Genomic DNA, 22,434 nt, shown 5'->3' on the forward strand with positions numbered 1-22,434 from the left:
GCCTGCCGAGCGAAGCGAGGTGGGGGCATGACCGACGCCGAGGTCGCCCTGCTGGGCATCCGGCACCACGGCCCCGGCTCGGCCCGGGCGGTGGCCGCCGCGCTGGCGCAGTGGCAGCCGGACGCGGTGCTGATCGAGGGCCCGATGGAGGCCGACGCCGTCGTCCACCTCGCCGCCGAGAAGGACCTGGTGCCGCCGGTCGCCCTGCTCGCCCACGCGGTGGACGACCCGGCGAAGGCCGCGTTCTGGCCGTACGCCGAGTTCTCCCCGGAGTGGGTGGCGATCCGCCACGCCGTGGACCACGACCTGCCGGTCCGCTTCATCGACCTGCCGGCCGGTCACGGCTTCGCGCCGTTCACGGACGACGACGCCGACGCGGACGGGCCCGACGAGCTGCCCGCCGACCCGCTGGCGCTGCTCGCCGAGGCCGCCGGCCACGACGACGCGGAGCGCTGGTGGGAGGACGTGGTCGAGCACCGCGCCCCCGGTACGGACGCGCTGGCGCCCTTCGCCGCCGTCGCCGAGGCGATGGGCGCGCTGCGCGCCGAGGGCCTCGGGGAGTCCCGCCGGGACCAGCTGCGCGAGGCCCACATGCGCCAGCAGATCCGCGCCGCCCGCCGCGCCGGGCACCGCCGGATCGCCGTGGTCTGCGGGGCCTTCCACGTCCCCGCGCTGGAGACGATGCCCACCGTCGCCCACGACCGGGCGCTGCTCGCCGGCCTGCCGAAGAGGACACGGGTGGACATCACCTGGATCCCGTGGACGCACCGCAGGCTCTCCCAGGCCACCGGCTACGGCGCGGGCGTCCAGTCGCCCGGCTGGTACCACCACCTGTTCACCGCCGAGGGCGACCCGGTGCCGCGCTGGCTCACCCGGGCCGCCGAGCTGCTGCGCGCCGAGGACCACCCGGTCTCCTCCGCCCACGTGATCGAGGCGGTCCGGCTCGCCGAGACCCTGGCCGTGCTGCGCGGCCGCCCGCTCGCCGGGCTGACCGAGACCCTGGACGCCGTCCGCGCGGTGCTCTGCGAGGGCTCGGACGTCGCCCTGGAGCTCGTCCGGGAGCGCCTGGTGGTGGGCGACGCGCTCGGCGAAGTGCCGGACGCCGCACCGGCGGTGCCGCTCCAGCGCGACCTGGCCCGGCTGCAGCGCTCGCTGCGGCTCAAGCCCGCGGCCGCGCCCCGGGACCTCGACCTCGACCTGCGCAAGGACACCGACGCGGCCCGCTCCCGGCTGCTGCACCGGCTGCGGCTGCTGGGTGTCGAGTGGGGCGTGCCGGCCCGTTCCTCGGTGAATTCCAGCGGGACGTTCCGGGAGAGCTGGCGGCTGTGCTGGCAGCCCGAGTTCGCGGTCCGGATCGCCGAGGCCGCCCAGTGGGGCACCACGGTCGAGGAGGCCGCCGTCAACAAGGCGGTCGGCACCGCCCGGGCCGCCGCCGAACTCGCCGAGCTGACCGGCCTGGTGGAGACCTGCCTGCTGGCCGGGCTGTCCGGCGCGCTGCCCGCCGTGATGCGGGTGCTCGCCGACTGCGCGGCCCTGGACACCGATGTCGCGCACCTGGCGGGCGCGCTGCCCGCGCTGGTCCGCGCGCTGCGCTACGGCGACGTGCGCGGCACCGACCACGGCGCGCTGGCCGGGGCCGCGGCGGGCCTGGCCGAGCGGGTCTGCGTCGGACTGCCGCCCGCCTGCGTCGGGTTGGACGCCGAGAGCGCGGCGGCGATGCGCGCCCGGATCGACGAGGTGCACGGTGCGATCGCCCTGCTCGACCCGGACGCCGCCACCGCCACCGCCACCGCCTCCAGCACCGACACCGGCGCCGACATCGGTGGCCTGGCCGACCGCTGGGCCGCCGCCCTGCGCTCGCTGGCCCGCCGCGAGCCCACCGGCGGACCGGCCACCGGCGCCCCCGGACTGCTGCGCGGCCGCGCCGTCCGGCTGCTGCTGGACGACGGCCGGCTCGACTCCGAGGAGGCCGGCCGACGGCTGCGCCTGGTGCTGTCCGTCGCCAACGCCCCAGCCGACGCGGCCGGTTGGGTCGAGGGCTTCCTCACCGGCGGCGGCGCCCTGCTGCTGCACGACCCCCGGCTGCTCGCCCTGCTGGACGAGTGGCTCAGCGGGGTCGGCGGCGAGGTGTTCACCGACGTCCTGCCGCTGCTGCGGCGCACCTTCGCCGGGCTGGAGGCGGGCGTGCGCAGCACCATCGGCGGCCGGGTCGCGGCCGGCCCGCTCGGCGCGGCCCCCGCGGCGCCCGAGACGGCCGGCGAGCTCGACCGGGACCGCGCCGACGCGGCCGTCCCGGTGCTGGCCCTGCTGCTCGGCGTCCGCCCGAAGATCCCCCGCCAGCCCGCCGGCCGCAACACCTGACACCCGCTGTAGGAGGAGGACCCGATGGCAGCGACCACGACCGACGAACGGCTGCGCCGCTGGCGCCTGGTGCTCGGCGGCGAGGCCGACGGCACCGGCTGCACCCTGCGCGGCCGCGACGCCGCGATGGACGGCGCCCTCGCCGCGCTCTACCGGGGCGCCCCCGAGGAGGCCGCCCGTACGGCCCGCGGCGGCCGCCGCAGCGCCGGGCTCGGCGGCTCGGCCCCGCAGGTGGCCCGCTGGCTGGGCGACATCCGGGAGTACTTCCCGTCCACCGTCGTCCAGCTGATGCAGCAGGACGCGATCACCCGGCTCGGGCTGGACCGGCTGCTGCTGGAGCCGGAGATGCTGGAGGCCGTCGAGCCGGACGTGCACCTGGTCGGCACCCTGCTGTCGCTCAAGCACGCGCTGCCCGAGACCACCCGGGAGACCGCCCGGGCCGTGGTCGGCAAGGTGGTCGCCGACCTGGAGCGCCGGCTCGCCGACCGGACCAGGGCCACCCTGGGCGGCGCCCTCGACCGCAGCGCCCGGGTGAACCGGCCGCGCCACCGGGACATCGACTGGGACCGGACGATCCGGGCCAACCTGAAGAACTACCTGCCCGAGCACGGCACCGTGGTGCCCGAGCGGCTGGTCGGCTACGCCCGCGCCCAGCGCGCGGTGAAGAAGGACGTCATCCTCTGCATCGACCAGTCCGGCTCGATGGCGCCCTCGGTCGTCCACTCCGCGGTGTTCGGCGCGGTGCTCTCCTCGATGCGCACCCTGGACACCCGGCTGGTCGTCTTCGACACCTCGGTGGTCGACCTCACCGAGCAGCTCACCGACCCGGTGGACGTGCTGTTCGCCACCCGGCTCGGCGGCGGCACCGACATCAACCGCGCGCTCGCCTACTGCCAGTCGAAGATCACCCGGCCGTCCGAGACCGTCGTGGTGCTGATCAGCGACCTGTACGAGGGCGGCATCCGGGACGGCATGCTGCGGCGGGTCGCCGCGATGAAGGCGGCCGGTGTCCAGTTCATCGCCCTGCTCGCGCTCTCCGACGAGGGTGCGCCGGCCTACGACCACGCCCACGCCGCCGCCCTGGCCGCGCTCGGCGCCCCGGCCTTCGCCTGCACCCCGGACGTCTTCCCGGAGATCATGGCGGCGGCGATCGAGAAGCGCCCGATCCCGCGGCACCTGGTCAAGGGGGCCGACCGGGGGGAGGCACAACTTCACTCGAACGTGTGAATCGCTCGCTCGGTGGACCAGGGGCCCGTTCGGCCCCTCTGGGCTGATCTGTGACGGTTCTCACCCAAGACGGGCAGGCCCCGGGCGGAACACGCCCGTCCCACGGGGATAACCTGCCAGACGGACGTGACGCGCGTGTTGATTGACGTGTGCGCCCGTGGCTGTGTGGGCCGCAAGGCCGTACCTCTGCGTACCCGCACCGCCCCGACGACCCGCAGCGAAGATCCTGCCGTGGCACGCTCGTAGAGACACAATCCGCGACCACGAACAAGGACAAACACGTGGACCTGTTCGAGTACCAGGCGAGGGACCTCTTCGCCAAGCACGGCGTGCCCGTGCTTGACGGCGATGTCATCGAGACCGCCGCAGACGCTGCCGCCATCGCGGAGCGCTTCGGCGGCCGTGCCGTCGTCAAGGCTCAGGTGAAGGTGGGTGGCCGAGGCAAGGCCGGTGGCGTCAAGCTCGCCGCCGACCCGGCCGACGCCGTCGCCAAGGCCGAGCAGATCCTCGGCATGGACATCAAGGGCCACACCGTTCACAAGGTGATGCTGGCCCAGACCGCGGACATCAAGGACGAGTACTACGTCTCGTTCCTGCTGGACCGCACCAACCGCACCTTCCTGGCCATGGCCAGCGTCGAGGGCGGCGTGGAGATCGAGGTCGTCGCCGAGGAGAACCCCGACGCGCTCGCCAAGATCCCGGTCGACGCCAACGAGGGCTGCACCCCGGAGAAGGCCGCCGAGATCGTCGCCGCGGCGAAGTTCCCGGCCGAGGTCGCCGACCAGGTCGCCGACGTCCTGCAGAAGCTGTGGAAGGTCTTCATCGCCGAGGACGCCCTCCTCGTCGAGGTCAACCCGCTGATCAAGTCCGGCGAGGGCAAGATCATCGCGCTCGACGGCAAGGTCTCCCTGGACGAGAACGCCGACTTCCGCCAGCCCGAGCACGAGGCGCTGGAGGACAAGGCCGCGGCCAACCCGCTGGAGGCCGCCGCCAAGGCCAAGGGCCTGAACTACGTCAAGCTCGACGGCCAGGTCGGCATCATCGGCAACGGCGCGGGCCTCGTCATGAGCACCCTCGACGTGGTCGCCTACGCCGGTGAGAAGCACGGCGGCGTCAAGCCCGCCAACTTCCTCGACATCGGTGGCGGCGCGTCCGCCGAGGTCATGGCGAACGGCCTGGAGATCATCCTGGGCGACCCCGACGTCAAGTCGGTCTTCGTCAACGTCTTCGGCGGCATCACCGCGTGCGACGCGGTCGCCAACGGCATCGTGCAGGCCCTGGAGCTCCTCGCGAGCAAGGGCGAGAACGTCACCAAGCCGCTGGTCGTCCGCCTGGACGGCAACAACGCGGAGCTGGGTCGCAAGATCCTCGACGACGCCAACCACCCGCTGGTCCAGCGCGTGGACACCATGGACGGCGCCGCTGACCGCGCCGCCGAGCTGGCCAACAAGTAAGGAAGGGGACTTAACACCATGGCTATCTTCCTTACCAAGGACAGCAAGGTCATCGTCCAGGGCATGACCGGCGCCGAGGGCATGAAGCACACCCGCCGCATGCTCGCCTCCGGCACCCAGGTCGTCGGCGGTGTCAACCCGCGCAAGGCCGGCACCACGGTCGACGTCGACGGCACCGAGATCCCGGTCTTCGGCTCCGTCGCCGAGGCCATGAAGGAGACCGGCGCCGACGTCTCCGTCCTCTTCGTGCCGCCGGCCTTCACCAAGGCCGCCGTCGTCGAGGCCATCGACGCCGAGATCCCCCTGGCCGTCGTCATCACCGAGGGCGTCCCGGTGCACGACACCGCCGCCTTCTGGGCGTACGCCGGTTCGAAGGGCAACAAGACCCGGATCATCGGCCCGAACTGCCCCGGCCTGATCAGCCCCGGACAGTCGAACGCCGGCATCATCCCGGCCGACATCACCACCTCCGGCAAGATCGGTCTGGTCTCGAAGTCCGGCACCCTGACCTACCAGCTCATGTACGAGCTGCGCGACATCGGCTTCTCCTCGGCCGTGGGCATCGGCGGTGACCCGGTCATCGGGACCACCCACATCGACGCCCTCAAGGCCTTCCAGGAGGACCCGGAGACCGAGATCATCGTCATGATCGGTGAGATCGGTGGCGACGCCGAGGAGCGTGCCGCGGCCTACATCGCCGAGCACGTCACCAAGCCGGTCGTCGGCTACGTCGCGGGCTTCACCGCCCCCGAGGGCAAGACCATGGGCCACGCCGGCGCCATCGTCTCCGGCTCCTCGGGCACCGCCCAGGCGAAGAAGGAGGCCCTTGAGGCCGCCGGTGTCAAGGTCGGCAAGACGCCGTCCGAGACCGCCCGCCTGGCTCGCGAGATCATCGCCGGCTGACCTCGGTCACCCGCGCTGTGAGCGCCCCCGCCCCCCGTGGGCGGGGGCGCTCGCCGTTTCAGCGCCTGGGCCCCGCGGTGCACGGCAGCGGGGACCACGCCGGACAGGCCGCCGGGTTCCGCTGCGGGGGCGGGGCCGCGCCGCGGGCCGCCACCGGCAGCTCCCACCGCGCGAGCGCCTGCGGCTGCGGGTCCGCCACCACCGCCTCCAGCCCCGGCGTCGGACTGCACCACAGGCTGCTGATGCCGTTCGGCGCCCCGCCCGGCCGCAGCGGCACACCGGGCGCCGGCACCTCCGCGGTCGGGGCCGGTACGCACAGCGCCGGCACCGGCTGATCCGGCCGCTGGAACAGCTCCGCCGGACGCAGCCCCGCCAGCGTCGCCACCGCCGCCCCGCCCACCGCCGCCGTCAGCAGCACCGCCGCGCCCGTCCGGCTCGCCGTCCACAGCCGGTGCCGGGCCCGCAACACCGGCACCGCCGCCCGGTGCGGCTCCGGGCAGCCCCGCACCGCCGCCCGGTGCAGCAGCCCGCTCAACCCGTCCGCGAAGCCCGGTGCCTCCGGATCCGGCCCCACCAGCTCCGGCACCCACTGCGCCAGCGCCGCCCGCGCCGCCCAGACCCGCCCCTCGGCCGCCACCTGCGTCGACTCCACCTCCAACGCGATCGCCGCCGCCGGCAGGCCCAGACCGTCGTGCAGCACCAGCGCCCGCCGCTGCGGCCGCGACAACCGCCGCAGCGCCTTCAGCAGCGCCTTGTCCCGGTCGGTCAGCCGGTCGTGGTCCGGCAGCACCGACTGCGTCTCGTCCGCCGGCCGCACCCGGATCCGCCGGTGCGGCAGCGTCCACGCGTGCACCCGCCGCGGCCCGCCCCGGCGCCACGGCGACAGCGCCAGCTCACACGCCCGTACCCGCACCCAGCCCTCCGGATCCGCCGACCCGACCACCCCGCCCCAGTCCCGCCGCGCCTCCCCGAACGCCAGCCGCACACAGTGCACCGCCCGGTGCCGGCACGCCGTCAGCAGGAACACCTGCTGGACCAGCCGGGTGTACGCGTCCTCGTACAGCTCCTCGAAGGTCTCCGAGAGGTCCCGCCCGTTCCCCGCTTCGGTGAGCGCCTGACTGATCCGCTCCCGGGGGTCGGTGGCCTCCGGGGCGGCGGGTGCGTCCGGCTCGCGCCCGGCGCCGGCGGGGGCGGTGGGCTGGTCGGCGGGGGTGGGGGCCGGTTTCGGCCCGGACTCGGCCGGCTTCCCGGGGCCGGTGGGTACGTCCCGCCCGCTCCTGCTCCGGGTGGGCGTGGTGCGCTCGTCGGCGGGGGCCGACGGCGCCTTTCGCTTGCGGTCGTCCCGATCGGCCGGGGCGCTCGGCGCGTCCTGCTTGCACTTGGCCGGGGCCGGGGCCGGGGCCGGGGCCGGGGCGGCGGCGCGGCGGTCGGCCGAGGCCGTGGGCGCATCCTGCCGCGGGGTGGGCTGCTGCTTCCCGCCCGCGGGCGCGGCGGCCGTGCCCGGATTCGGGGTGCCCCCGCTTCGGCGCGGGCGGTGCGGCTGGTCCCCGGTCGGGCGGCCGGGGCCCGGACCGACAGTGGGGGAGGGGGCGCCGACGGTGCCGGGTTGTGCTGGGGTCGGGGTGGTCTGTGGCATGCCGCTGCGTTCTCCCGGGGCTGTGGGGGCCACTCGCGTGCGGTTGGGGTCGGTGGGGCCGGCCGGGGGGCGCCTGCCCGGGCTGACAGGGGGTGCGGTTCTGAGGAGGGCGATGGCGGCGGCTTCGGTGGGGCAGCCGAGTTTGCGCAGGGCCCGGTGGAGATAACTGCGGGCGGTCGTGGGAGTGACGCCGAGTGCGGCGGCCGTGTGGTCGAGGCCGTGCCCGGCGGCGAGGTGGGCGAGGGCCTGGGCCTCACGGGGAGTCAGCTTGCGTAGCGGGTCGGGGGCGCGGGTGGGTGGCGTGGTCATCAGACGCCCCGGGCCGGGGCGGCGGCGGCTTGGGGGCAGGGTCTGAAAAGGCGCATAAGACAATAATCTGGGACACGGCGGCGGTTTGCGGTTCACGGAGCATGGCGAGTCGCCTTGGCACCATGAGGCGCATGACGCAGCTGATGGGCCGTCCGATCCTGGAAGTGCCGGGCGAATTGGGTGGACACCCCGTGCTGGCCGACCTGTTGGCGGGGGTGCGGACGGCGCTGGTCGGCTTGGCGGTGGTCGGAGTGCCGGTGCTCGGGCTCTGGGTGGCGACGCCGTACGCGGACTCGGACGCGGCCGGTGCCACCCGGTTGGCGGGTGCGCTCTGGCTGCTCGGGCACGGCGCGCCGGTGCTGCGCGGTGGCGCGGACGCCCCGCTGACCGTCACTCCGCTGCTGCTCGGCGCCCTGATGGTGGTTCGGCTGTACCGGGCGGGCGCCGGGGTGGCGGCGCGGCGCGGGCTGCGTTCGCGCTGGGGCGGCCCGGTGGCGTTGTGGGCGGGGTACTGCGCGGTGGCGGTCGTGGTGGCGCTGCACTGCACGGGGGCCGGGCTGTTCCGCAGCCGGGTGCTGCCGGACCTCCTGGTGGTGGGCCTGCTCGCCGGGCTGTCCACGGCCGCGGGCGTGCGGTCCGTCCGGCCGGAAGTGGCCGGGGCCGAGCCGCTGTTCGACCGGCTTCCGCAGGGCTGGCGGCCGGTCGGCGGCATGCCCGCGGTGTACCGGGCGGTCGGTGCGGCCGCAGCGGGCCTGGTCGCGGCGGGCGGGCTGCTGGTGGCGGTGGCGGCGGTGCTGGACGCGGTGGCCGGCGGCGGGCGGGGGATGGCGCTGCTCGGGGGCGGGCCCGCGGCGCTGTCCGGGCTGCTGCTGCTCACCGTGGTGCTGTTGCCGAACGCGGTCCTGTGGGCGGCGGCGTACGCGCTGGGCCCGGGCTTCCAGGTCGGCGCCGGGACGCTGGTGTCGCCGGGCGGTACGGAGCTCGGCCCGGTGCCGGAGTTCCCGCTGTTCGCCCTGCTGCCCCAGGAGGGCCCGGGCGGCTGGCGGCTGGCGGTGCTGCTGCTGCCGCTGCTGGCGGGGCTGGTGCCCGCGCTCCTGCTCGGCCGGGCGGCGGCGGGCCGTCCGGGCCCCTGGTCACCCGCCGCGACGGTGGTCGCGGCCCTGGCGGCCGCGCTGCTGCTCGGCGCCGGGGCGACGGCGCTGGGCTGGCTGTCGGGCGGGGCGCTGGGGGCCGAGCGGATGGCCCGGCTGGGGCCGGTGCCGTGGTGGACGGGCCTGGCGGCGGCGGGCTGGCTCGCCGTGGTGGCCGTGCCCGGCGCCCTGCTGGTCCGCCACCGCACGCTCGGCCCGGCAAGCGTCGAGTACGCGGACGACGTCGAGTACGCAGTCGGCGACGAGGGCACGGCCGGGGCCACGCGCCCGGCGCCCCGGCAGGGCGCGTACGCCCGGCTCGCGGTCCGGGCGCGCCGGAGCGCGCTGGAGCTGCGCGCCCGTACCCACGCCCTCGTGCTGCGGTTGTCCGGTCAGCGCGGCGCCGACTGAACCGGCCGAGTGGAGAGGCCGCCTACTCCGCGTTGCCGGTGAAGTCCACGTACCACTGCGGGGCGTACCGGTCGCAGTTCTCGGCGCCGACGTTGGTCAGCGAGTCCCGCACGCAGGTCACGTAGTCCTGGTAGTAGTACCCGAGCCCGATCACCGAGGTGGCGACCACGACGGTCATCGCACCGGTGAGGATCCCGGCGAGCGCGGCCGGGGTGAGCGGGTTCGGCGCCGGGATCCCGACGGGTCCGCCAGCGGCCGCCGCCGCAGCCGCCGCGGGCCGCTTGGCCCGCAGCGCGCCGATGCCCCAGGCGATGCCGAGCACCCCGACCAGCAGCGCGATCCAGTGGAAGCCGGCGAACAGGCAGACCAGCGCGAAGGGCCCGGCCAGCGCGGCGTTGCGGGCCTTGCGGTGGCTCGGGTCGGCCGGGTCGAGCCGGGGCGGTTGCGGGGCCTGCGGGCCCCGGCCGGGGCGGCCGTCGCCGAGGCCCTGGCCCCACGGTGGCGGGAACGGCGGGCGGTCGCCGCCCTGGCCGCCGCCCTGACTGCCCTGACCGCCGCCCTGACCGCCCTGGCTGCCGCCCTGCCCGCCGTTGCCGTCGGGGCCCTGGCCGGGCCAGGGGCTGCGGGGCCGCCACGGCTGGTCCGGGGCGTCCGCCGGCGGCGGCGCGAAGGGGTTGCGCTCGTCGGTCTCGTCGCCGCTGCTCATGGGTTCAGCCGTTCCTTCTCGGTCGGGGCTCGGTCGGGGCGCGGTCGGGGCTCGTTCGGAGGGGAGCGGTCTCCCGCGCCCCCAATGATCCCGCAAGCGTTCGAGGGCCCGGCGGGGGCCTGCCCGTACCCGTACGGGCCGTGCCCAACTCCGGTACGGGCGGGCCCGGGGAGATCCCCGTCTCAACTACGCGCGTAGCGCCGCCGGGAGGGTGTGGAGGCCCTCCGACCAGCCGTTATCGTGGTGACGGTCAGCAGCTCAGATAGGTTCCCCGGGGCCCGCGTCGCGGCGGGTTCTCCTGGTGTTCCCCTTCGCTCGACCTGCCGTTCGTAGTGGCCCCACCACCGGTGGACGTACCAGCGGGCGGCGCCCGACCTACGGAGAATCGCGCAGTGGCCGCCGCCCCCGCCCAGCTCTTCCCGCCCCGTACGCCCGGACCGGCCCGCCTGGTGGTGCTGGTCTCCGGCTCCGGCACCAATCTGCAGGCGCTGATCGACGCCGTGGCCGATCCGGCGTACGGCGCCGAGATCGTGGCCGTGGGCGCGGACCGGGAAGGCATCGCCGGCCTCGACCGCGCCGAGAAGGCGGGCCTGCCGACCTTCGTCCACCGGGTGAAGGACTTCGCGGACCGCGCCGACTGGGACCGCGGGCTGACCGCCTCCGTAGCCGCCCACCAGCCGGACCTGGTGGTCACGGCCGGCTTCATGAAGATCCTCGGCCCCGAGTTCATCGCGGCCTTCGCCGGGCGGATCGTCAACACCCACCCCGCACTGCTGCCCGCCTTCCCCGGCGCCCACGGCGTCACCGACGCGCTCGCGTACGGCGTGAAGGTCACCGGCTGCACCGTCCACCTGGTCGACGCCGGCGTGGACACCGGGCCGATCATCGCGCAGGGCGTCGTCGAGGTCGTCGACGCCGACCACGCCGATGGCGGCGAAGCGCTGCACGAGCGCATCAAGACTGTCGAGCGCAAGCTGCTCGTCGACGTCGTGGGCCGGCTGGCCCGCGAAGGTCACCGCATCGAGGACCGAAAGGTATGGATCCCGGCATGACTGCCAGCTCCACCACGCCCCCCGTTTCGGAGAACATCCGTCCGATCCGTCGCGCGCTGATCAGCGTGTACGACAAGACCGGTCTGGAGGAGCTGGCCCAGGGCCTGCACGCCGCCGGGGTCGCCATCGTCTCCACCGGCTCCACCGCCGGCCGGATCGCCGCCGCCGGCGTGCCGGTGACCGAGGTCTCCGAGCTGACCGGCTTCCCGGAGTGCCTGGACGGACGCGTGAAGACGCTGCACCCCCGCGTGCACGCCGGCGTGCTCGCCGACCTGCGCCTGGAGTCGCACCGCGCCCAGCTGGCCGAGCTCGGTGTCGAGCCCTTCGACCTGGTCGTGGTGAACCTCTACCCGTTCAAGGCCACCGTCGCCTCGGGCGCCACCCCGGACGAGTGCGTCGAGCAGATCGACATCGGCGGCCCGAGCATGGTCCGCGCCGCCGCCAAGAACCACCCGTCGGTGGCCGTGGTCGTCGACCCGGCCCGCTACGACGACGTGCTGACGGCCGTTCGCGAGGGCGGCTTCGACCTGGCCACCCGCAAGCGCCTGGCCGGTGCCGCGTTCGCCCACACCGCCGCCTACGACGTGGCCGTGGCCTCCTGGTTCGAGGCCGGCTACGCCCCCAGCGACGAGCGCTTTCCCGAGTTCCTCGGCGCCACCTGGGAGCGGCAGAACGTGCTGCGCTACGGCGAGAACCCGCACCAGGGCGCCGCGCTCTACACCGACGGCACGGGCGGCCTGGCCGGCGCGCAGCAGCTGCACGGCAAGGAGATGTCGTACAACAACTACGTCGACACCGACGCCGCCCGCCGCGCCGCGTACGACCACGCCGAGCCGGCCGTCGCGATCATCAAGCACGCCAACCCGTGCGGCATCGCGACCGGCGCCGACGTCGTCGAGGCGCACCGCAAGGCGCACGAGTGCGATCCGGTCTCCGCGTACGGCGGCGTGATCGCGGTCAACCGCCCGGTCACCGTCGAGCTGGCCGAGCAGATCGCCCCGATCTTCACCGAGGTCGTCGTGGCCCCCGGCTACGAGGACGGCGCGGTCGAGGTGCTGGCCCGCAAGAAGAACATCCGGGTGCTGGTCGCCCCCGAGGCCCCGGCCAACCGCCAGGAGGTGCGCCCGATCTCCGGTGGCGTGCTGCTCCAGGACGCCGACCGGGTGCAGGCCGAGGGCGACGACCCGGCGAGCTGGACGCTGGCCACCGGCGAGGCGCTCCCCGCGGCCGAGCTGGCCGAGCTGGCCTTCGCCTGGCGGGCCTGCCGGGCCGTCAAGTCCAACGCGATCCTGCTGGCCAAGGACGGCGCCTCGGTCGGCGTCGGCATGGGCCAGGTCAACCGGGTCGACTCCTGCAAGCTCGCGGTCGAGCGGGCCGGCGAGCGGGCCAAGGGCGCGTACGCCGCCTCGGACGCCTTCTTCCCGTTCCCGGACGGGCCGGAGATCCTGATCGCCGCCGGCGTGCGGGCGATCGTCCAGCCGGGCGGCTCGATCCGTGACGAGCTGGTCATCGAGGCGGCCGAGAAGGCCGGCGTGACGATGTACTTCACCGGCGCGCGCCACTTCTTCCACTGAGTGGCACGAAGCGGCCCGGCTTCCTCCGAGGAGGGAGCCGGGCCGCTTCGCCGTGGTCCGTGCCGTTCGGTCAGTACCGCGGCCGGTTGAACCAGTTGACGCCGTCCCGGACGCACATGGCGGTGATCCAGATGACGCAGATCGCGATCCAGATCAGCCCGATGATGATGTTCACCGTGATCTTGGTGTTGATCCCGCCGATCAGGTCGAGCAGGCCGAACAGCGAGGCGATCGAGCCGTAGACGATGGTGGTGATCCGGACACCGTTGCCGCCCTTGCCGAACTTCGCGCCCAGCGTGATGGACAGCGTGGCGGCCAGCGCCCACACGACGCCGATGACCAGCAGGATGCCCATCGCGGCGTGGCCGATCGAGGAGATGAAGTCGTCGCTGCTCGTCGAGGTCTTGTTGACGGCGTCGTTGGCGACCGCGGCCGCGATCAGGCAGAACCCCGCGAGGATCACCTGCACGCCGCCGATGATGAACAGCAGCACCCGGGTGGTCATCACCAGGCCCGGCATGACCTGCGGCACGGCCGGCGCGTAGCCGTAGGCCGGGGCGGCCGGCTGCGGGTAGCCGTAGCCCGGAGCCGGCGGCGGGGCCTGCTGCGGGTAGCCGTATCCGGGGGCCTGCGGCTGGCTGTACGGGTTGTTCGGGTCCGGCGGGTAACTCATGGATGCCTCCGGGCAGTTGCGGGGACGTGGGGACGGGACGGCGGAGGACCCGGTTGCGGTCGGCGAGTCGGGTCGCCGACGGAACGGGACGGTGTCGGAGCGCGGTGACAGCCCGGCGGCGGTGACGGGCGCGGCCGGCTCAGTGCTGTGACGAGCGGGTGATCGGACGCCGGGACGGGCACGGCGCGGTGAGGACGCCACCGTGGCGGTCGGGCTGTGCGGACTGCTGTGGTCGGATCACTGGCTCTTTCCCCCGGGTACGCCCCGCCGCGGGATCCGTCGGCCCGTCACCGGGCCGGGTCGCGGCAGGGGATGCCCGCATATCGTCATCCGGACGGCAGCGCGCTGTCCAGCCGGTTGTGGTCACCAGGTCAAGACTGTGGCGCAACCGCAACGTGGTGCGGACCTTCCGTACCCGCCCGGTCGCCGGGGCGCCCATGGGGCCGGCCGGGTGACTCGGCCCGGACCCGCCACCCGACCGGCCCCGGTACGGGGTGCGGTCGCGATCCGGGAGAATGGGGTCATGACTGCCCAGATTCTCGATGGCAAGGCCACCGCCGCCGCGATCAAGTCCGAACTCGCCGCCCGCGTGGCGGCCCTCAAGGCGAAGGGCGTCACGCCCGGCCTCGGTACCGTCCTGGTCGGCGACGACCCGGGCAGCCGCTGGTACGTCAACGGGAAGCACAAGGACTGCGCCGAGGTCGGCATCGCCTCGATCCAGCGCGAGCTGCCCGCCACCGCCACCCAGGAGGACGTCGAGAACGTCGTCCGCGAGCTCAACGCCGACCCGTCCTGCACCGGCTACATCGTCCAGCTGCCGCTGCCCAAGGGCCTGGACCAGAACCCGGTCCTGGAGCTGATGGACCCGGACAAGGACGCCGACGGCCTGCACCCGACCTCGCTCGGCCGCCTGGCGCTGGGCATCGAGGGCCCGCTGCCGTGCACCCCGCTGGGCATCGTCGAGCTGCTGCGCCGGCACGACGTGGAGATCGACGGCGCCGAGGTGGTCGTGGTCGGCCGCGGCATCACCGTCGGCCGCTCGATCGGCCTGCTGCTGACCCGCCGCAGCGAGAACGCCACCGTCACCCTGTGCCACACCGGCACCCGGGACCTCGGCGCCCACCTGCGCAAGGCCGACATCATCGTGGCCGCCGCGGGCGTGCCGCACCTGGTCAAGCCGGAGGACGTCAAGCCGGGCGCCGCGGTGCTGGACGTCGGCGTCAGCCGCAGCGAGGGCAAGATCGTCGGCGACGTGCACCCGGGCGTGGCCGAGGTGGCCGGCTGGATCTCCCCGAACCCCGGCGGCGTGGGCCCGATGACCCGCGCGATGCTGCTGAACAACATCGTCGAGGCGGCCGAGCGCCGCGCCGGCGTCTGACCCCCGAGGGACGGCGAGCATGACTGAACCGCGGTCGGCGCGGCCCCGGCAAAGGCCGGTCAAGACCACCGGCACCCTGCCGCCCGAGGGCGCTGCCCCGGCCCTCGGGCGCGACCACGCCCTGCCGGTCCGGCAGTGGCCGATAACGCTGGTCCTGTCGGTGGTCGGTGCCGGCCTCGCGGTCACCTGGTTCGCCGGCTCCAAGGACGGCTTCAAGTACGGGCTGCTGATCCTCGGCACCGGGGTGCTGCTCGGCGCGGTGCTGCGGCTGGTGCTGCCCGAGGTCGGGATGCTGGCGGTGCGCAGCCGCTTCACCGACGTGATCGTGCTGGCCTTCCTGGGCGCCTCGATCGTGCTGCTGACCCTGGTCGCGCAGCCGAACCCGTGGCTGGAGATCCCGCTGCTGGACAACATCGGCCAGCTGATCGGCCGGCCCAAGCACTGAGCGGCCGTGCCCCTGCGGCCCCGCCCGGAATCCCGGGCGGGGCCGCGGTGCGTCTGTGACGCATCAGCCAGGCCCGCACACGCGGCGTACGCTTCCCTTTGCGATAACCTGACGCCGGTCTCTCGATGTCGAGAGATCATCCTGGCTCCAGTGCCGGTGTGCCTGGGGCACCTGGCGATTTGCTGGAGAAGGTAGAAATGACCCGCACCCCCGTCAACGTCACCATCACCGGAGCCGCCGGCCAGATCGGCTACGCGCTGCTCTTCCGCATCGCCTCGGGCCACCTGCTCGGTGCCGACGTGCCGGTGAACCTGCGCCTCCTGGAGATCCCGCAGGGCCTCAAGGCCGCCGAGGGCACCGCCATGGAGCTCGTCGACTGCGCCTTCCCGCTGCTGCGGGACATCACGATCACCGACAACCCGAACGTGGCCTTCGACGGCGCCAACGTCGCGCTGCTGGTCGGCGCCCGTCCGCGCACCGCCGGCATGGAGCGCGGCGACCTGCTGCAGGCCAACGGCGGCATCTTCGGCCCGCAGGGCAAGGCCATCAACGACCACGCCGCGGCCGACATCAAGGTCCTGGTCGTCGGCAACCCGGCCAACACCAACGCCCTGATCGCCCAGCGCAACGCCCCGGACGTCCCGGCCGAGCGCTTCACCGCGATGACCCGCCTGGACCACAACCGCGCGGTCGGCCAGCTGTCCGCCAAGACCGGCGCCCTGGTCTCCGACATCAAGCGCGTCACCATCTGGGGCAACCACTCCGCGACCCAGTACCCGGACATCTTCCAGGCCGAGGTCGCCGGCAAGCCGGCCTTCGAGGCCGTCGGCAGCGACCAGGCCTGGCTGGAGAACGACTTCATCCCGACCGTCGCCAAGCGCGGCGCCGCCATCATCGACGCCCGCGGCGCCTCCTCGGCCGCCTCGGCCGCCAACGCCGCCATCGACCACGTCCACACCTGGGTCAACGGCACCGCCGAGGGCGACTGGACCTCCATGGGTGTCGTCTCCGACGGCTCCTACGGCGTCCCGGCCGGCCTGATCTCCTCCTTCCCGGTCACCACCAAGGACGGCAAGTTCGAGATCGTCCAGGGCCTGGAGATCTCCGACTTCTCCCGCGCCCGCATCGACGCCTCGGTCAAGGAGCTGACCGAGGAGCGCGACGCGGTCCAGGAGCTGGGCCTCATCTGAGCCCCGCCCCCGCGGCCTTCCCGACGGCCCGCCGACTCCCGCTCCCGGGAGTCGGCGGGCCGTCGCCGCTTCCGGCCCGCGCCCGGCCGCGCCGCCGCTTCCGGCCCCCGTCCACGCCCGCCGCCTACACTGGCCCGCTGTGAACGAAACCCTCGGGGACGCCGCGCTCGTCCTCGTCTTCATCCTGCTGGGCGGGCTGTTCAACGTCGCCGAGATCTCGCTGATCTCGCTGCGCGAGGGCCAAATCCGGACGCTGGAGGCGCGCGGCACCCGGCGCTCGGCCCGGGCCGCACACCTGGCCGCCGACCCCAACCGCTTCCTGGCCGCCGTCCAGGTCGGCGTGACCTGCATGGGCTTCCTGTCCGCCGCCTTCGGCGCCGACACCCTCTCCGGCAAGGTCGCCCCGCTGTTCGTCGACGCCGGGCTGTCCCAGGGGATGGCGGACGCGGTCGCCCTGGTCGGGCTCACCCTGGTGATCAGTTACGTCTCGCTGGTGCTCGGCGAGCTCACCCCCAAGCGGATCGGCCTGCAGCGCGCCGAGTCCATCGCGGTGGTCGCCGCCCCCGTGGTGGACGTGATGTCGGTGGCGCTGCGCCCGGTGATCTGGCTGCTCGGCCACTCCACCAACCTGATGGTCCGGCTGTTCGGCGGCGACCCGGCCGCCGGGCGCGGCTCGATGAGCTCCGAGGAGCTGCGCGGCCTGGTCGCCTCCAACACCGAACTGGGCAGCGACGAGCGGGCGTTGATCGCGGACGTGTTCGCCGCCGGGGAGCGCCAGCTGCGCGAGGTGATGGTGCCGCGCACCGAGGTGACCTTCCTGGACGCCGAACGCGCGCTGGCCGCGGTGCGGCACCAGGCCGAGACCTCGCCGCACTCGCGCTACCCGGTGGTCGAGGGCAGCGCCGACGCCGTGGTCGGCTTCGTCCACGTCCGGGACCTGTACGGCGCCCGCGGCGAGCAGGCCGTCAAGGTCCGCGACCTGGCCCGCCCGGTCAAGCTGCTGCCCGGCACCAAGCGGGTGCTGGAGGCGATGGGCGAGATGCGCCGGGAGGGCCACCACCTGGCCATCGTGGTGGACGAGTACGGCGGCACCGCCGGCATCGTCACCCTGGAGGACCTGGTCGAGGAGGTGATCGGCGAGATCCGCGACGAGTACGACCGGCCGGAGACCGCCCCCACCCGCCGGCTGGCCGGCGGCGGCATGGAGCTGGACGGCCTGCTCAACCTCGGCGACTTCGAGGAGGAGACCGGCGTCACCCTGCCCGAGGGTCCGTACGAGACGGTGGCCGGCTGCCTGGTCGCCTCGCTCGGCCGGCTGCCCCGGGACGGCGACCACGCCCGGGTCCCGGTCGAGGGCGGCGGGGAGGTGCTGCTGACGGTGGCCAAGGTGGAGGGCCGGCGGATCGCCCGGGTGAGGGTGAGTGCGGTCACACCGGAGGAACCTGATGGGGCGGAGGTTTCCTGAGCGACCGGGGGAACTGGAACAATGGCCCGTATGGTCAACGCAGCGGTCACTGGTCCGGTCAAGGACCGTCCTCGGGTGCTCTCCGGGATCCAGCCCACCTCCGGCTCGTTCCACCTCGGCAACTACCTGGGCGCGGTGCGCCAGTGGGTCGACCTGCAGAAGGAGAACGACGCCTTCTACATGGTCGTCGACCTGCACGCGATCACCGTGCCGCAGGACCCGGCGACCCTGCGCCAGAACACCCGGATCTCCGCCGCCCAGCTGCTCGGCGCCGGCCTGGACCCGGAGCACTGCACCCTGTTCGTCCAGTCGCACGTGCCCGAGCACGCGCAGCTCGCCTGGGTGATGAACTGCCTCACCGGCTTCGGCGAGGCCTCCCGGATGACCCAGTTCAAGGACAAGTCCTCCCGGTACGGCGCCGACAGCACCACCGTCGGCCTGTTCACCTACCCGATCCTGCAGATCGCGGACATCCTGCTCTACCAGGCGGACGCCGTCCCGGTCGGCGAGGACCAGCGCCAGCACGTGGAGATCACCCGCGACATCGCGGAGCGCTTCAACTCCCGCTACGCCCCGGTCTTCACGATCCCCAAGCCGTACATCCTCAAGGAGACGGCGAAGATCATGGATCTCCAGGACCCGGGCATCAAGATGAGCAAGTCGGCCTCCTCGCCCAAGGGCCTGGTCAGCCTGCTGGACGACGCGAAGGTCAGCGCCAAGAAGTTCAAGAGCGCCGTCACCGACACCGGCACCGTCGTCTCCTACGACGAGGAGCTGAAGCCGGGCGTCTCCAACCTGCTGCAGATCCACTCCGCGCTCAGCGGCCAGTCGGTCGAGCAGCTGGTCGCGCACTTCGAGGGCAAGATGTACGGCGCCCTGAAGACCGAGCTGGCCGAGCTGTTCGCCGAGTGGGTGACCCCCTTCCAGGAGCGCACCGGCACCTTCCTGGACGACCCGGCCGAGCTGGACCGGGTGCTGGCGATCGGCGCCGAGAAGGCCCGCGCGGTGGCCTCCGAGACGCTGGCCACGGTGTACGACCGGATCGGCTTCCTCCCGGCCGCCAAGCGGTGACTCCCCTCACACGCCTGCCCGATGGTGACGGCCTCCCGGAGGTCGTCACCATCGGCGTGTCCGTGAGCGTTCCGGACCCGTACGGCGCGCGGATCCAGGACGCCCGGGCCGGCCACGGCGACCCGCAGGCGCGTTCGATACCGACGCACGTCACCCTGCTGCCGCCGACCGAGCTGCCCGCCGAGGTGCTCCCGAAGGTCGAGGAGCACCTGGCCGCGGTGGCGGCCGCGCACCGGCCGTTCCGGATGCTGCTGCGCGGCGGCGGCACCTTCCGCCCGGTCTCCCCGGTGGTGTTCGTCCAGGTCGAGGAGGGCGCGCAGGACTGCCGGCTGCTGGAGGCGGACATCCGCTCCGGCCCGCTGGCCCGCGAACTGGCCTTCCCGTACCACCCGCACGTGACGGTCGCCCACGGCCTGCCGGACGACGTGCTGGACCAGGCGTACGAGCAGGCGCGCGGCTTCCGGGCGTCCTTCCTCGTGCCGGGCTTCTCGCTCTCCCGGTTCGACGCGGACGAGGTCTGGCGGCCCTGGCGGGACTACCACTTCTCCTGAAGCGGCACAGCTGCTGAACCGACAGTGAACTACCGCTCGGCGCGGCCGAGTTCGAGCATCCGGTCGACCACCCGGCGGGCCGCGCCGCCGTCGTCCAGCGCGCAGTGCTCGGCCCGGAAGCGCCGGTAGCGCTCGGCGTACCCGGGCGGCAACTCCGCTCCGCTGTCGGCGAGTTCGCGCAGCGCGCCGAGCAGTTCGGCGGAGTCCGGCACCAGCGGGCCGGGGGCGTTCGGCTCGAAGTCGAAGTAGAAGCCGCGCAGGGTGTCGCGGTAGTGCTCCAGGTCGTAGGTGAAGAAGTACACCGGGCGGCCGGTGATCGCGAAGTCGAACATGATCGACGAGTAGTCGGTCACCAGCACGTCCGCGATCAGCAGCAGTTCCTGCGGGTCGGGGAAGTCCCCGCAGTCGAACAGGAAGCCGTCGCCGGAGCCCGGCAGCGGGTCGCGCACGTGCGAGTGCGGGCGCACCAGCAGCACGTGGTCCTCGCCGAGCAGCCGGCGGGCGTGGTCGACGTCCAGTCGCAGGTCGAGCCGGAAGCCCTCGCCGTCGCCGCGCTGCTGGTCCTCGCGCCAGGTCGGTGCGTACAGCACGACCCGCTTGCCCTCGGGGATGCCGAGCCGGCGGCGGACGGTCGCGGCGACCCGCGGGTCGGGCTCGGCCAGGACGTCGCCGCGCGGGTAGCCGGACTCCAGGACCTCGCCGTCGTAGCGGAAGGCGCGCTGCAGGATCGGGGTGGCGAACGGGCTGGGGGAGAGCAGCAGGCTCCACTGCGGGGTCTCCCGGTCGAGCGCCTCCAGGTAGCCGTGGTCGGCCAGCCAGCGGTTGTCGACGTCGTGGGCGATCCGCTTCAGCAGCGAGCCGTGCCAGGTCTGCACCACGACCTGGCCCTCGCGGCGCTCCAGGAAGTCCGGGAAGTGGGTGTTGCCGACCAGGTAGCGGCAGGTGGCCAGGGCGCGGTACCACTCCGGGCTCCAGATCCGCACCGGGACGACCCCGGGCGGCAGCTCGGCCTGGCCGTCGTCGACCACCCACAGGTGCTCCAACGGCTCGCCGCGGCGGGCGAGTTCGGCGTGCACCGCGCGCGGGGAGTCGGCGTAGCCGCGGCCGCCGAACACGTCGTACAGCACCGCCTCGCGCAGCGGTTCGCGGCGGGCGGCCGGGTAGTGCTCGGTGCGCAGCCGGCGTTGGGTCCAGGCGCTGCGCTCGGTGGCGTCGAGCACCGGGGTGGAGTCCACCAGCAGGGTGTCGTGCCAGCGGCGCTGCAGTAGCACGTGCTTGCCGCCGGTGGTCGCGGTGGCGGGCAGCGCGGGCAGGACGGCGGCGGCGGCGATCAGCGGCCGGGCCGGGCCGGAGCGGTCGGCCGGTTCCAGGGCGGCCTCCCAGACGCCCTTGCGCAGCGGCAGCACGGCGCCGTCCGAGCCGGTGCGGGTGGCGGGCACCCGGACCCGGAAGCGGCCGTCCGGTTGGGGCTCGACCGGGGTGCGGACCTCACCGGCGGTGCCGTCGTGCCGCAGGACCAGCTCCAGCCGGTCGGCGGCCGGGTCCGGGCAGTGGCCGGAGAGTTCGAAGCCGGCGAAGTGGACCGCGATCCGGTCGACCACCCCGGCGGCCGGCTGGACGCAGACCTGGAGCCGGCCGTCGGCGAGGTGCTTGAGGTAGAGCACCCGGTCCGGGGCGTCCGGCAGCGGGTACTGGCCGGCCACCGGGCCGCCGCGCTCGTCCAGGCAGAGCTGCTCGGTGCCGCCGTCGGGGCGCAGCAGCTCGGCGTCCCAGTGTTCGAGGGCGCCGCGGCCGCGCCCGTCGGCGGTGAACGGCCGGTACGGCAGGTGGACGGTGAAGGTGTTGCCGGTGCGGGTGAGCGGCTGCTCGATCACCGCGTCGCTCTGCCGGTGGCGCAGCCGCAGCACGGTGCCGGCGGGGCAGTGGTCGGCGGTGCCGGCCAGCCGGATGCCGTCGGCGGCGGCGGGCTCGGCGTGGTCGAGCCGGACGCCGGGGCGCTCCAGCCGCAGCCGCAGCCGGTCGTCCTCGAAGTACGGCTGGAGGCGTACGTCGCGGTCCACCCAGCGGGCCGGCGGGTACTCGCCGGAGCCGCACCAGTGGGGGGCGAGGGTGCCGTACTGGCGACGCAGCCGGGTGGGGCGGGGGCGGGTGAAGAGGGTGGTCTCGATCTGCCAGTCGCCGAGCAGCCAGTGGCCGTCGCGGCGCAGTCGGGAGGGTTCCACCAGGGCGGTGAAGCCGGACCAGTCGTGGTTGTGGTCGGGCTGGGCGCTGTCGTCGGTGATCTCGGGCAGTCTGCGGGGTCTGGAGCGCAGGTGCAGGGGCGGCTCGGTGCCGTCCTGGTGGCGCAGGGTGAGCCAGGTCCAGGCCGAGCCGGGGCGGCCGGTGTCCAGGTCGAGCGGGCGGGCGAAGCCGGTGAGCTCCAGCCCGCGGCCGTGCCAGCGGGCCCGCAGCAGTCCGAAAACCACGTCCTCGTCGACGGCGGATCGGCCGGCGCCCACCCGGGGGGCGGCGTGCGGCAGAACGAACCGGGTGAGCGCAGGCATGGTGCGGGGGGCCCTTCGGGGGAGGGGATCCCGGGCATGGCGGTGGCCGGGATGGGCCCGTGCCGACGCTGATCGGACGGGGCCGAATCGATATCCCATACCGGGGAGGCACTCCCGGTCAACTGTACAGTTCGGCGAATTTCCTTTGAAATTCGTTGGGTAAACGTGAGTTCGAGTGCAAAATACGCGTAAAGGGTGGGCAGTTCTCAGGAAATTCCCAGGTAGCACCGAGGCGTGGGGGGGGGGGGGGGGCCGCCCCCCCCCCCCCGGGCCCCCGGGAATACAGGGGGCGGCCCGCCGCCCCCACCCCCCCGCGGGCCGGGGAGCCGGCGCCGGCGGACGAAGCCCCGCGGCC

At 74.1% G+C, this 22,434-nt stretch carries 17 protein-coding genes; 13 read left to right on the forward strand and 4 right to left on the reverse strand.

Annotation, left to right across the window (positions count from 1 at the left end; genetic code table 11):
• Positions 1 to 27 precede the first annotated feature (27 nt).
• From ACIG5E_RS22165 to sucD, 4 genes are all read left to right on the forward strand, one after another.
• Positions 28 to 2,361: a DUF5682 family protein gene (locus ACIG5E_RS22165; protein WP_396535744.1), complete on the forward strand. Its 2,334-nt coding sequence runs from the start codon at positions 28 to 30 to the stop codon at positions 2,359 to 2,361.
• Positions 2,362 to 2,385: 24 nt separating this feature from the next.
• Complete coding sequence (locus ACIG5E_RS22170) at positions 2,386 to 3,588, forward strand: VWA domain-containing protein (RefSeq protein WP_396535746.1); 1,203 nt, start codon at positions 2,386 to 2,388, stop codon at positions 3,586 to 3,588.
• A gap of 281 nt (positions 3,589 to 3,869) precedes the next feature.
• A complete protein-coding gene (sucC, locus tag ACIG5E_RS22175; RefSeq protein ID WP_188307736.1) occupies positions 3,870 to 5,042 on the forward strand; it encodes an ADP-forming succinate--CoA ligase subunit beta in 1,173 nt (390 codons plus the stop codon).
• Between the two features lie 18 nt (positions 5,043 to 5,060).
• A complete protein-coding gene (gene sucD / locus ACIG5E_RS22180; RefSeq protein ID WP_396535748.1) occupies positions 5,061 to 5,945 on the forward strand; it encodes a succinate--CoA ligase subunit alpha in 885 nt (294 codons plus the stop codon).
• A gap of 58 nt (positions 5,946 to 6,003) precedes the next feature.
• Here sucD and ACIG5E_RS22185 read toward each other — a convergent pair whose 3' ends face one another.
• Positions 6,004 to 7,890 carry a LuxR C-terminal-related transcriptional regulator gene (locus ACIG5E_RS22185; protein WP_396535750.1) on the reverse strand — a complete coding sequence of 629 codons (1,887 nt, stop codon included), beginning with the start codon at positions 7,888 to 7,890 and terminating at the stop codon, positions 6,004 to 6,006.
• Positions 7,891 to 8,021: 131 nt separating this feature from the next.
• Here ACIG5E_RS22185 and ACIG5E_RS22190 point away from each other — a divergent pair, with 131 nt between their 5' ends.
• Positions 8,022 to 9,431 (forward strand): DUF6350 family protein, encoded by a 1,410-nt coding sequence (locus ACIG5E_RS22190; RefSeq protein ID WP_396535752.1) that lies wholly within the window; start codon positions 8,022 to 8,024, stop codon positions 9,429 to 9,431.
• Positions 9,432 to 9,453: 22 nt separating this feature from the next.
• On the opposite strand, the gene ACIG5E_RS22195 is transcribed toward ACIG5E_RS22190, so the two are convergent.
• A complete protein-coding gene (locus ACIG5E_RS22195; RefSeq protein WP_396535754.1) occupies positions 9,454 to 10,137 on the reverse strand; it encodes a hypothetical protein in 684 nt (227 codons plus the stop codon).
• Positions 10,138 to 10,529: 392 nt separating this feature from the next.
• Between ACIG5E_RS22195 and purN the strand changes: the two genes are divergently transcribed.
• The gene (gene purN, locus ACIG5E_RS22200) at positions 10,530 to 11,189 is read left to right on the forward strand and encodes a phosphoribosylglycinamide formyltransferase (RefSeq protein WP_396535756.1); all 660 of its coding nucleotides are present in this window, start codon (positions 10,530 to 10,532) and stop codon (positions 11,187 to 11,189) included.
• Positions 11,186 to 12,763: a bifunctional phosphoribosylaminoimidazolecarboxamide formyltransferase/IMP cyclohydrolase gene (purH, locus tag ACIG5E_RS22205; RefSeq protein ID WP_396535758.1), complete on the forward strand. Its 1,578-nt coding sequence runs from the start codon at positions 11,186 to 11,188 to the stop codon at positions 12,761 to 12,763. The genes purN and purH overlap by 4 nt, the downstream gene beginning before the upstream one ends.
• Positions 12,764 to 12,833: 70 nt before the next feature.
• On the opposite strand, the gene ACIG5E_RS22210 is transcribed toward purH, so the two are convergent.
• The gene (locus ACIG5E_RS22210) at positions 12,834 to 13,436 is read right to left on the reverse strand and encodes a hypothetical protein (protein ID WP_396535760.1); all 603 of its coding nucleotides are present in this window, start codon (positions 13,434 to 13,436) and stop codon (positions 12,834 to 12,836) included.
• Between the two features lie 523 nt (positions 13,437 to 13,959).
• Here ACIG5E_RS22210 and ACIG5E_RS22215 point away from each other — a divergent pair.
• The 6 genes from ACIG5E_RS22215 (at position 13,960) to ACIG5E_RS22240 (ending at position 19,536) form a co-directional block, all read left to right on the forward strand.
• Complete coding sequence (locus ACIG5E_RS22215) at positions 13,960 to 14,814, forward strand: bifunctional methylenetetrahydrofolate dehydrogenase/methenyltetrahydrofolate cyclohydrolase (RefSeq protein ID WP_380420006.1); 855 nt, start codon at positions 13,960 to 13,962, stop codon at positions 14,812 to 14,814.
• A 19-nt stretch (positions 14,815 to 14,833) separates the two neighbouring features.
• Positions 14,834 to 15,259 carry a DUF3017 domain-containing protein gene (locus ACIG5E_RS22220; RefSeq protein ID WP_396535763.1) on the forward strand — a complete coding sequence of 142 codons (426 nt, stop codon included), beginning with the start codon at positions 14,834 to 14,836 and terminating at the stop codon, positions 15,257 to 15,259.
• A 197-nt stretch (positions 15,260 to 15,456) separates the two neighbouring features.
• Positions 15,457 to 16,449: a malate dehydrogenase gene (locus ACIG5E_RS22225; RefSeq protein ID WP_396535765.1), complete on the forward strand. Its 993-nt coding sequence runs from the start codon at positions 15,457 to 15,459 to the stop codon at positions 16,447 to 16,449.
• A 139-nt stretch (positions 16,450 to 16,588) separates the two neighbouring features.
• Positions 16,589 to 17,914 carry a hemolysin family protein gene (locus ACIG5E_RS22230; RefSeq protein ID WP_396535767.1) on the forward strand — a complete coding sequence of 442 codons (1,326 nt, stop codon included), beginning with the start codon at positions 16,589 to 16,591 and terminating at the stop codon, positions 17,912 to 17,914.
• A 30-nt stretch (positions 17,915 to 17,944) separates the two neighbouring features.
• Complete coding sequence (trpS, locus tag ACIG5E_RS22235) at positions 17,945 to 18,985, forward strand: tryptophan--tRNA ligase (protein WP_396535769.1); 1,041 nt, start codon at positions 17,945 to 17,947, stop codon at positions 18,983 to 18,985.
• Between the two features lie 62 nt (positions 18,986 to 19,047).
• The gene (locus ACIG5E_RS22240) at positions 19,048 to 19,536 is read left to right on the forward strand and encodes a 2'-5' RNA ligase family protein (protein ID WP_396535771.1); all 489 of its coding nucleotides are present in this window, start codon (positions 19,048 to 19,050) and stop codon (positions 19,534 to 19,536) included.
• Between the two features lie 29 nt (positions 19,537 to 19,565).
• Here ACIG5E_RS22240 and ACIG5E_RS22245 read toward each other — a convergent pair whose 3' ends face one another.
• Entirely contained in the window at positions 19,566 to 22,079 is a 2,514-nt protein-coding gene (locus tag ACIG5E_RS22245; RefSeq protein WP_396535773.1) for a CDP-glycerol glycerophosphotransferase family protein, read from the reverse strand.
• Positions 22,080 to 22,434: the final 355 nt, after the last annotated feature.

This window comes from Kitasatospora sp. NPDC053057 (assembly GCF_044546945.1).
In the GTDB taxonomy this organism is placed as follows: domain Bacteria; phylum Actinomycetota; class Actinomycetes; order Streptomycetales; family Streptomycetaceae; genus Kitasatospora.

What these genes read in the sequence shown, in the direction of transcription:
- ACIG5E_RS22165 (WP_396535744.1), top strand. Translation starts at nt 28, where the DNA reads ATGACCGACGCCGAGGTCGCCCTGCTGGGCATCCGGCACCACGGCCCC.
- ACIG5E_RS22170 (WP_396535746.1), top strand. Translation starts at nt 2,386, where the DNA reads ATGGCAGCGACCACGACCGACGAACGGCTGCGCCGCTGGCGCCTGGTG.
- sucD (WP_396535748.1), top strand. Translation starts at nt 5,061, where the DNA reads ATGGCTATCTTCCTTACCAAGGACAGCAAGGTCATCGTCCAGGGCATG.
- ACIG5E_RS22185 (WP_396535750.1), bottom strand. Translation starts at nt 7,890, where the DNA reads ATGACCACGCCACCCACCCGCGCCCCCGACCCGCTACGCAAGCTGACT.
- ACIG5E_RS22190 (WP_396535752.1), top strand. Translation starts at nt 8,022, where the DNA reads ATGACGCAGCTGATGGGCCGTCCGATCCTGGAAGTGCCGGGCGAATTG.
- ACIG5E_RS22195 (WP_396535754.1), bottom strand. Translation starts at nt 10,137, where the DNA reads ATGAGCAGCGGCGACGAGACCGACGAGCGCAACCCCTTCGCGCCGCCG.
- purH (WP_396535758.1), top strand. Translation starts at nt 11,186, where the DNA reads ATGACTGCCAGCTCCACCACGCCCCCCGTTTCGGAGAACATCCGTCCG.
- ACIG5E_RS22210 (WP_396535760.1), bottom strand. Translation starts at nt 13,436, where the DNA reads ATGAGTTACCCGCCGGACCCGAACAACCCGTACAGCCAGCCGCAGGCC.
- ACIG5E_RS22215 (WP_380420006.1), top strand. Translation starts at nt 13,960, where the DNA reads ATGACTGCCCAGATTCTCGATGGCAAGGCCACCGCCGCCGCGATCAAG.
- ACIG5E_RS22220 (WP_396535763.1), top strand. Translation starts at nt 14,834, where the DNA reads ATGACTGAACCGCGGTCGGCGCGGCCCCGGCAAAGGCCGGTCAAGACC.
- ACIG5E_RS22225 (WP_396535765.1), top strand. Translation starts at nt 15,457, where the DNA reads ATGACCCGCACCCCCGTCAACGTCACCATCACCGGAGCCGCCGGCCAG.
- trpS (WP_396535769.1), top strand. Translation starts at nt 17,945, where the DNA reads ATGGTCAACGCAGCGGTCACTGGTCCGGTCAAGGACCGTCCTCGGGTG.
- ACIG5E_RS22245 (WP_396535773.1), bottom strand. Translation starts at nt 22,079, where the DNA reads ATGCCTGCGCTCACCCGGTTCGTTCTGCCGCACGCCGCCCCCCGGGTG.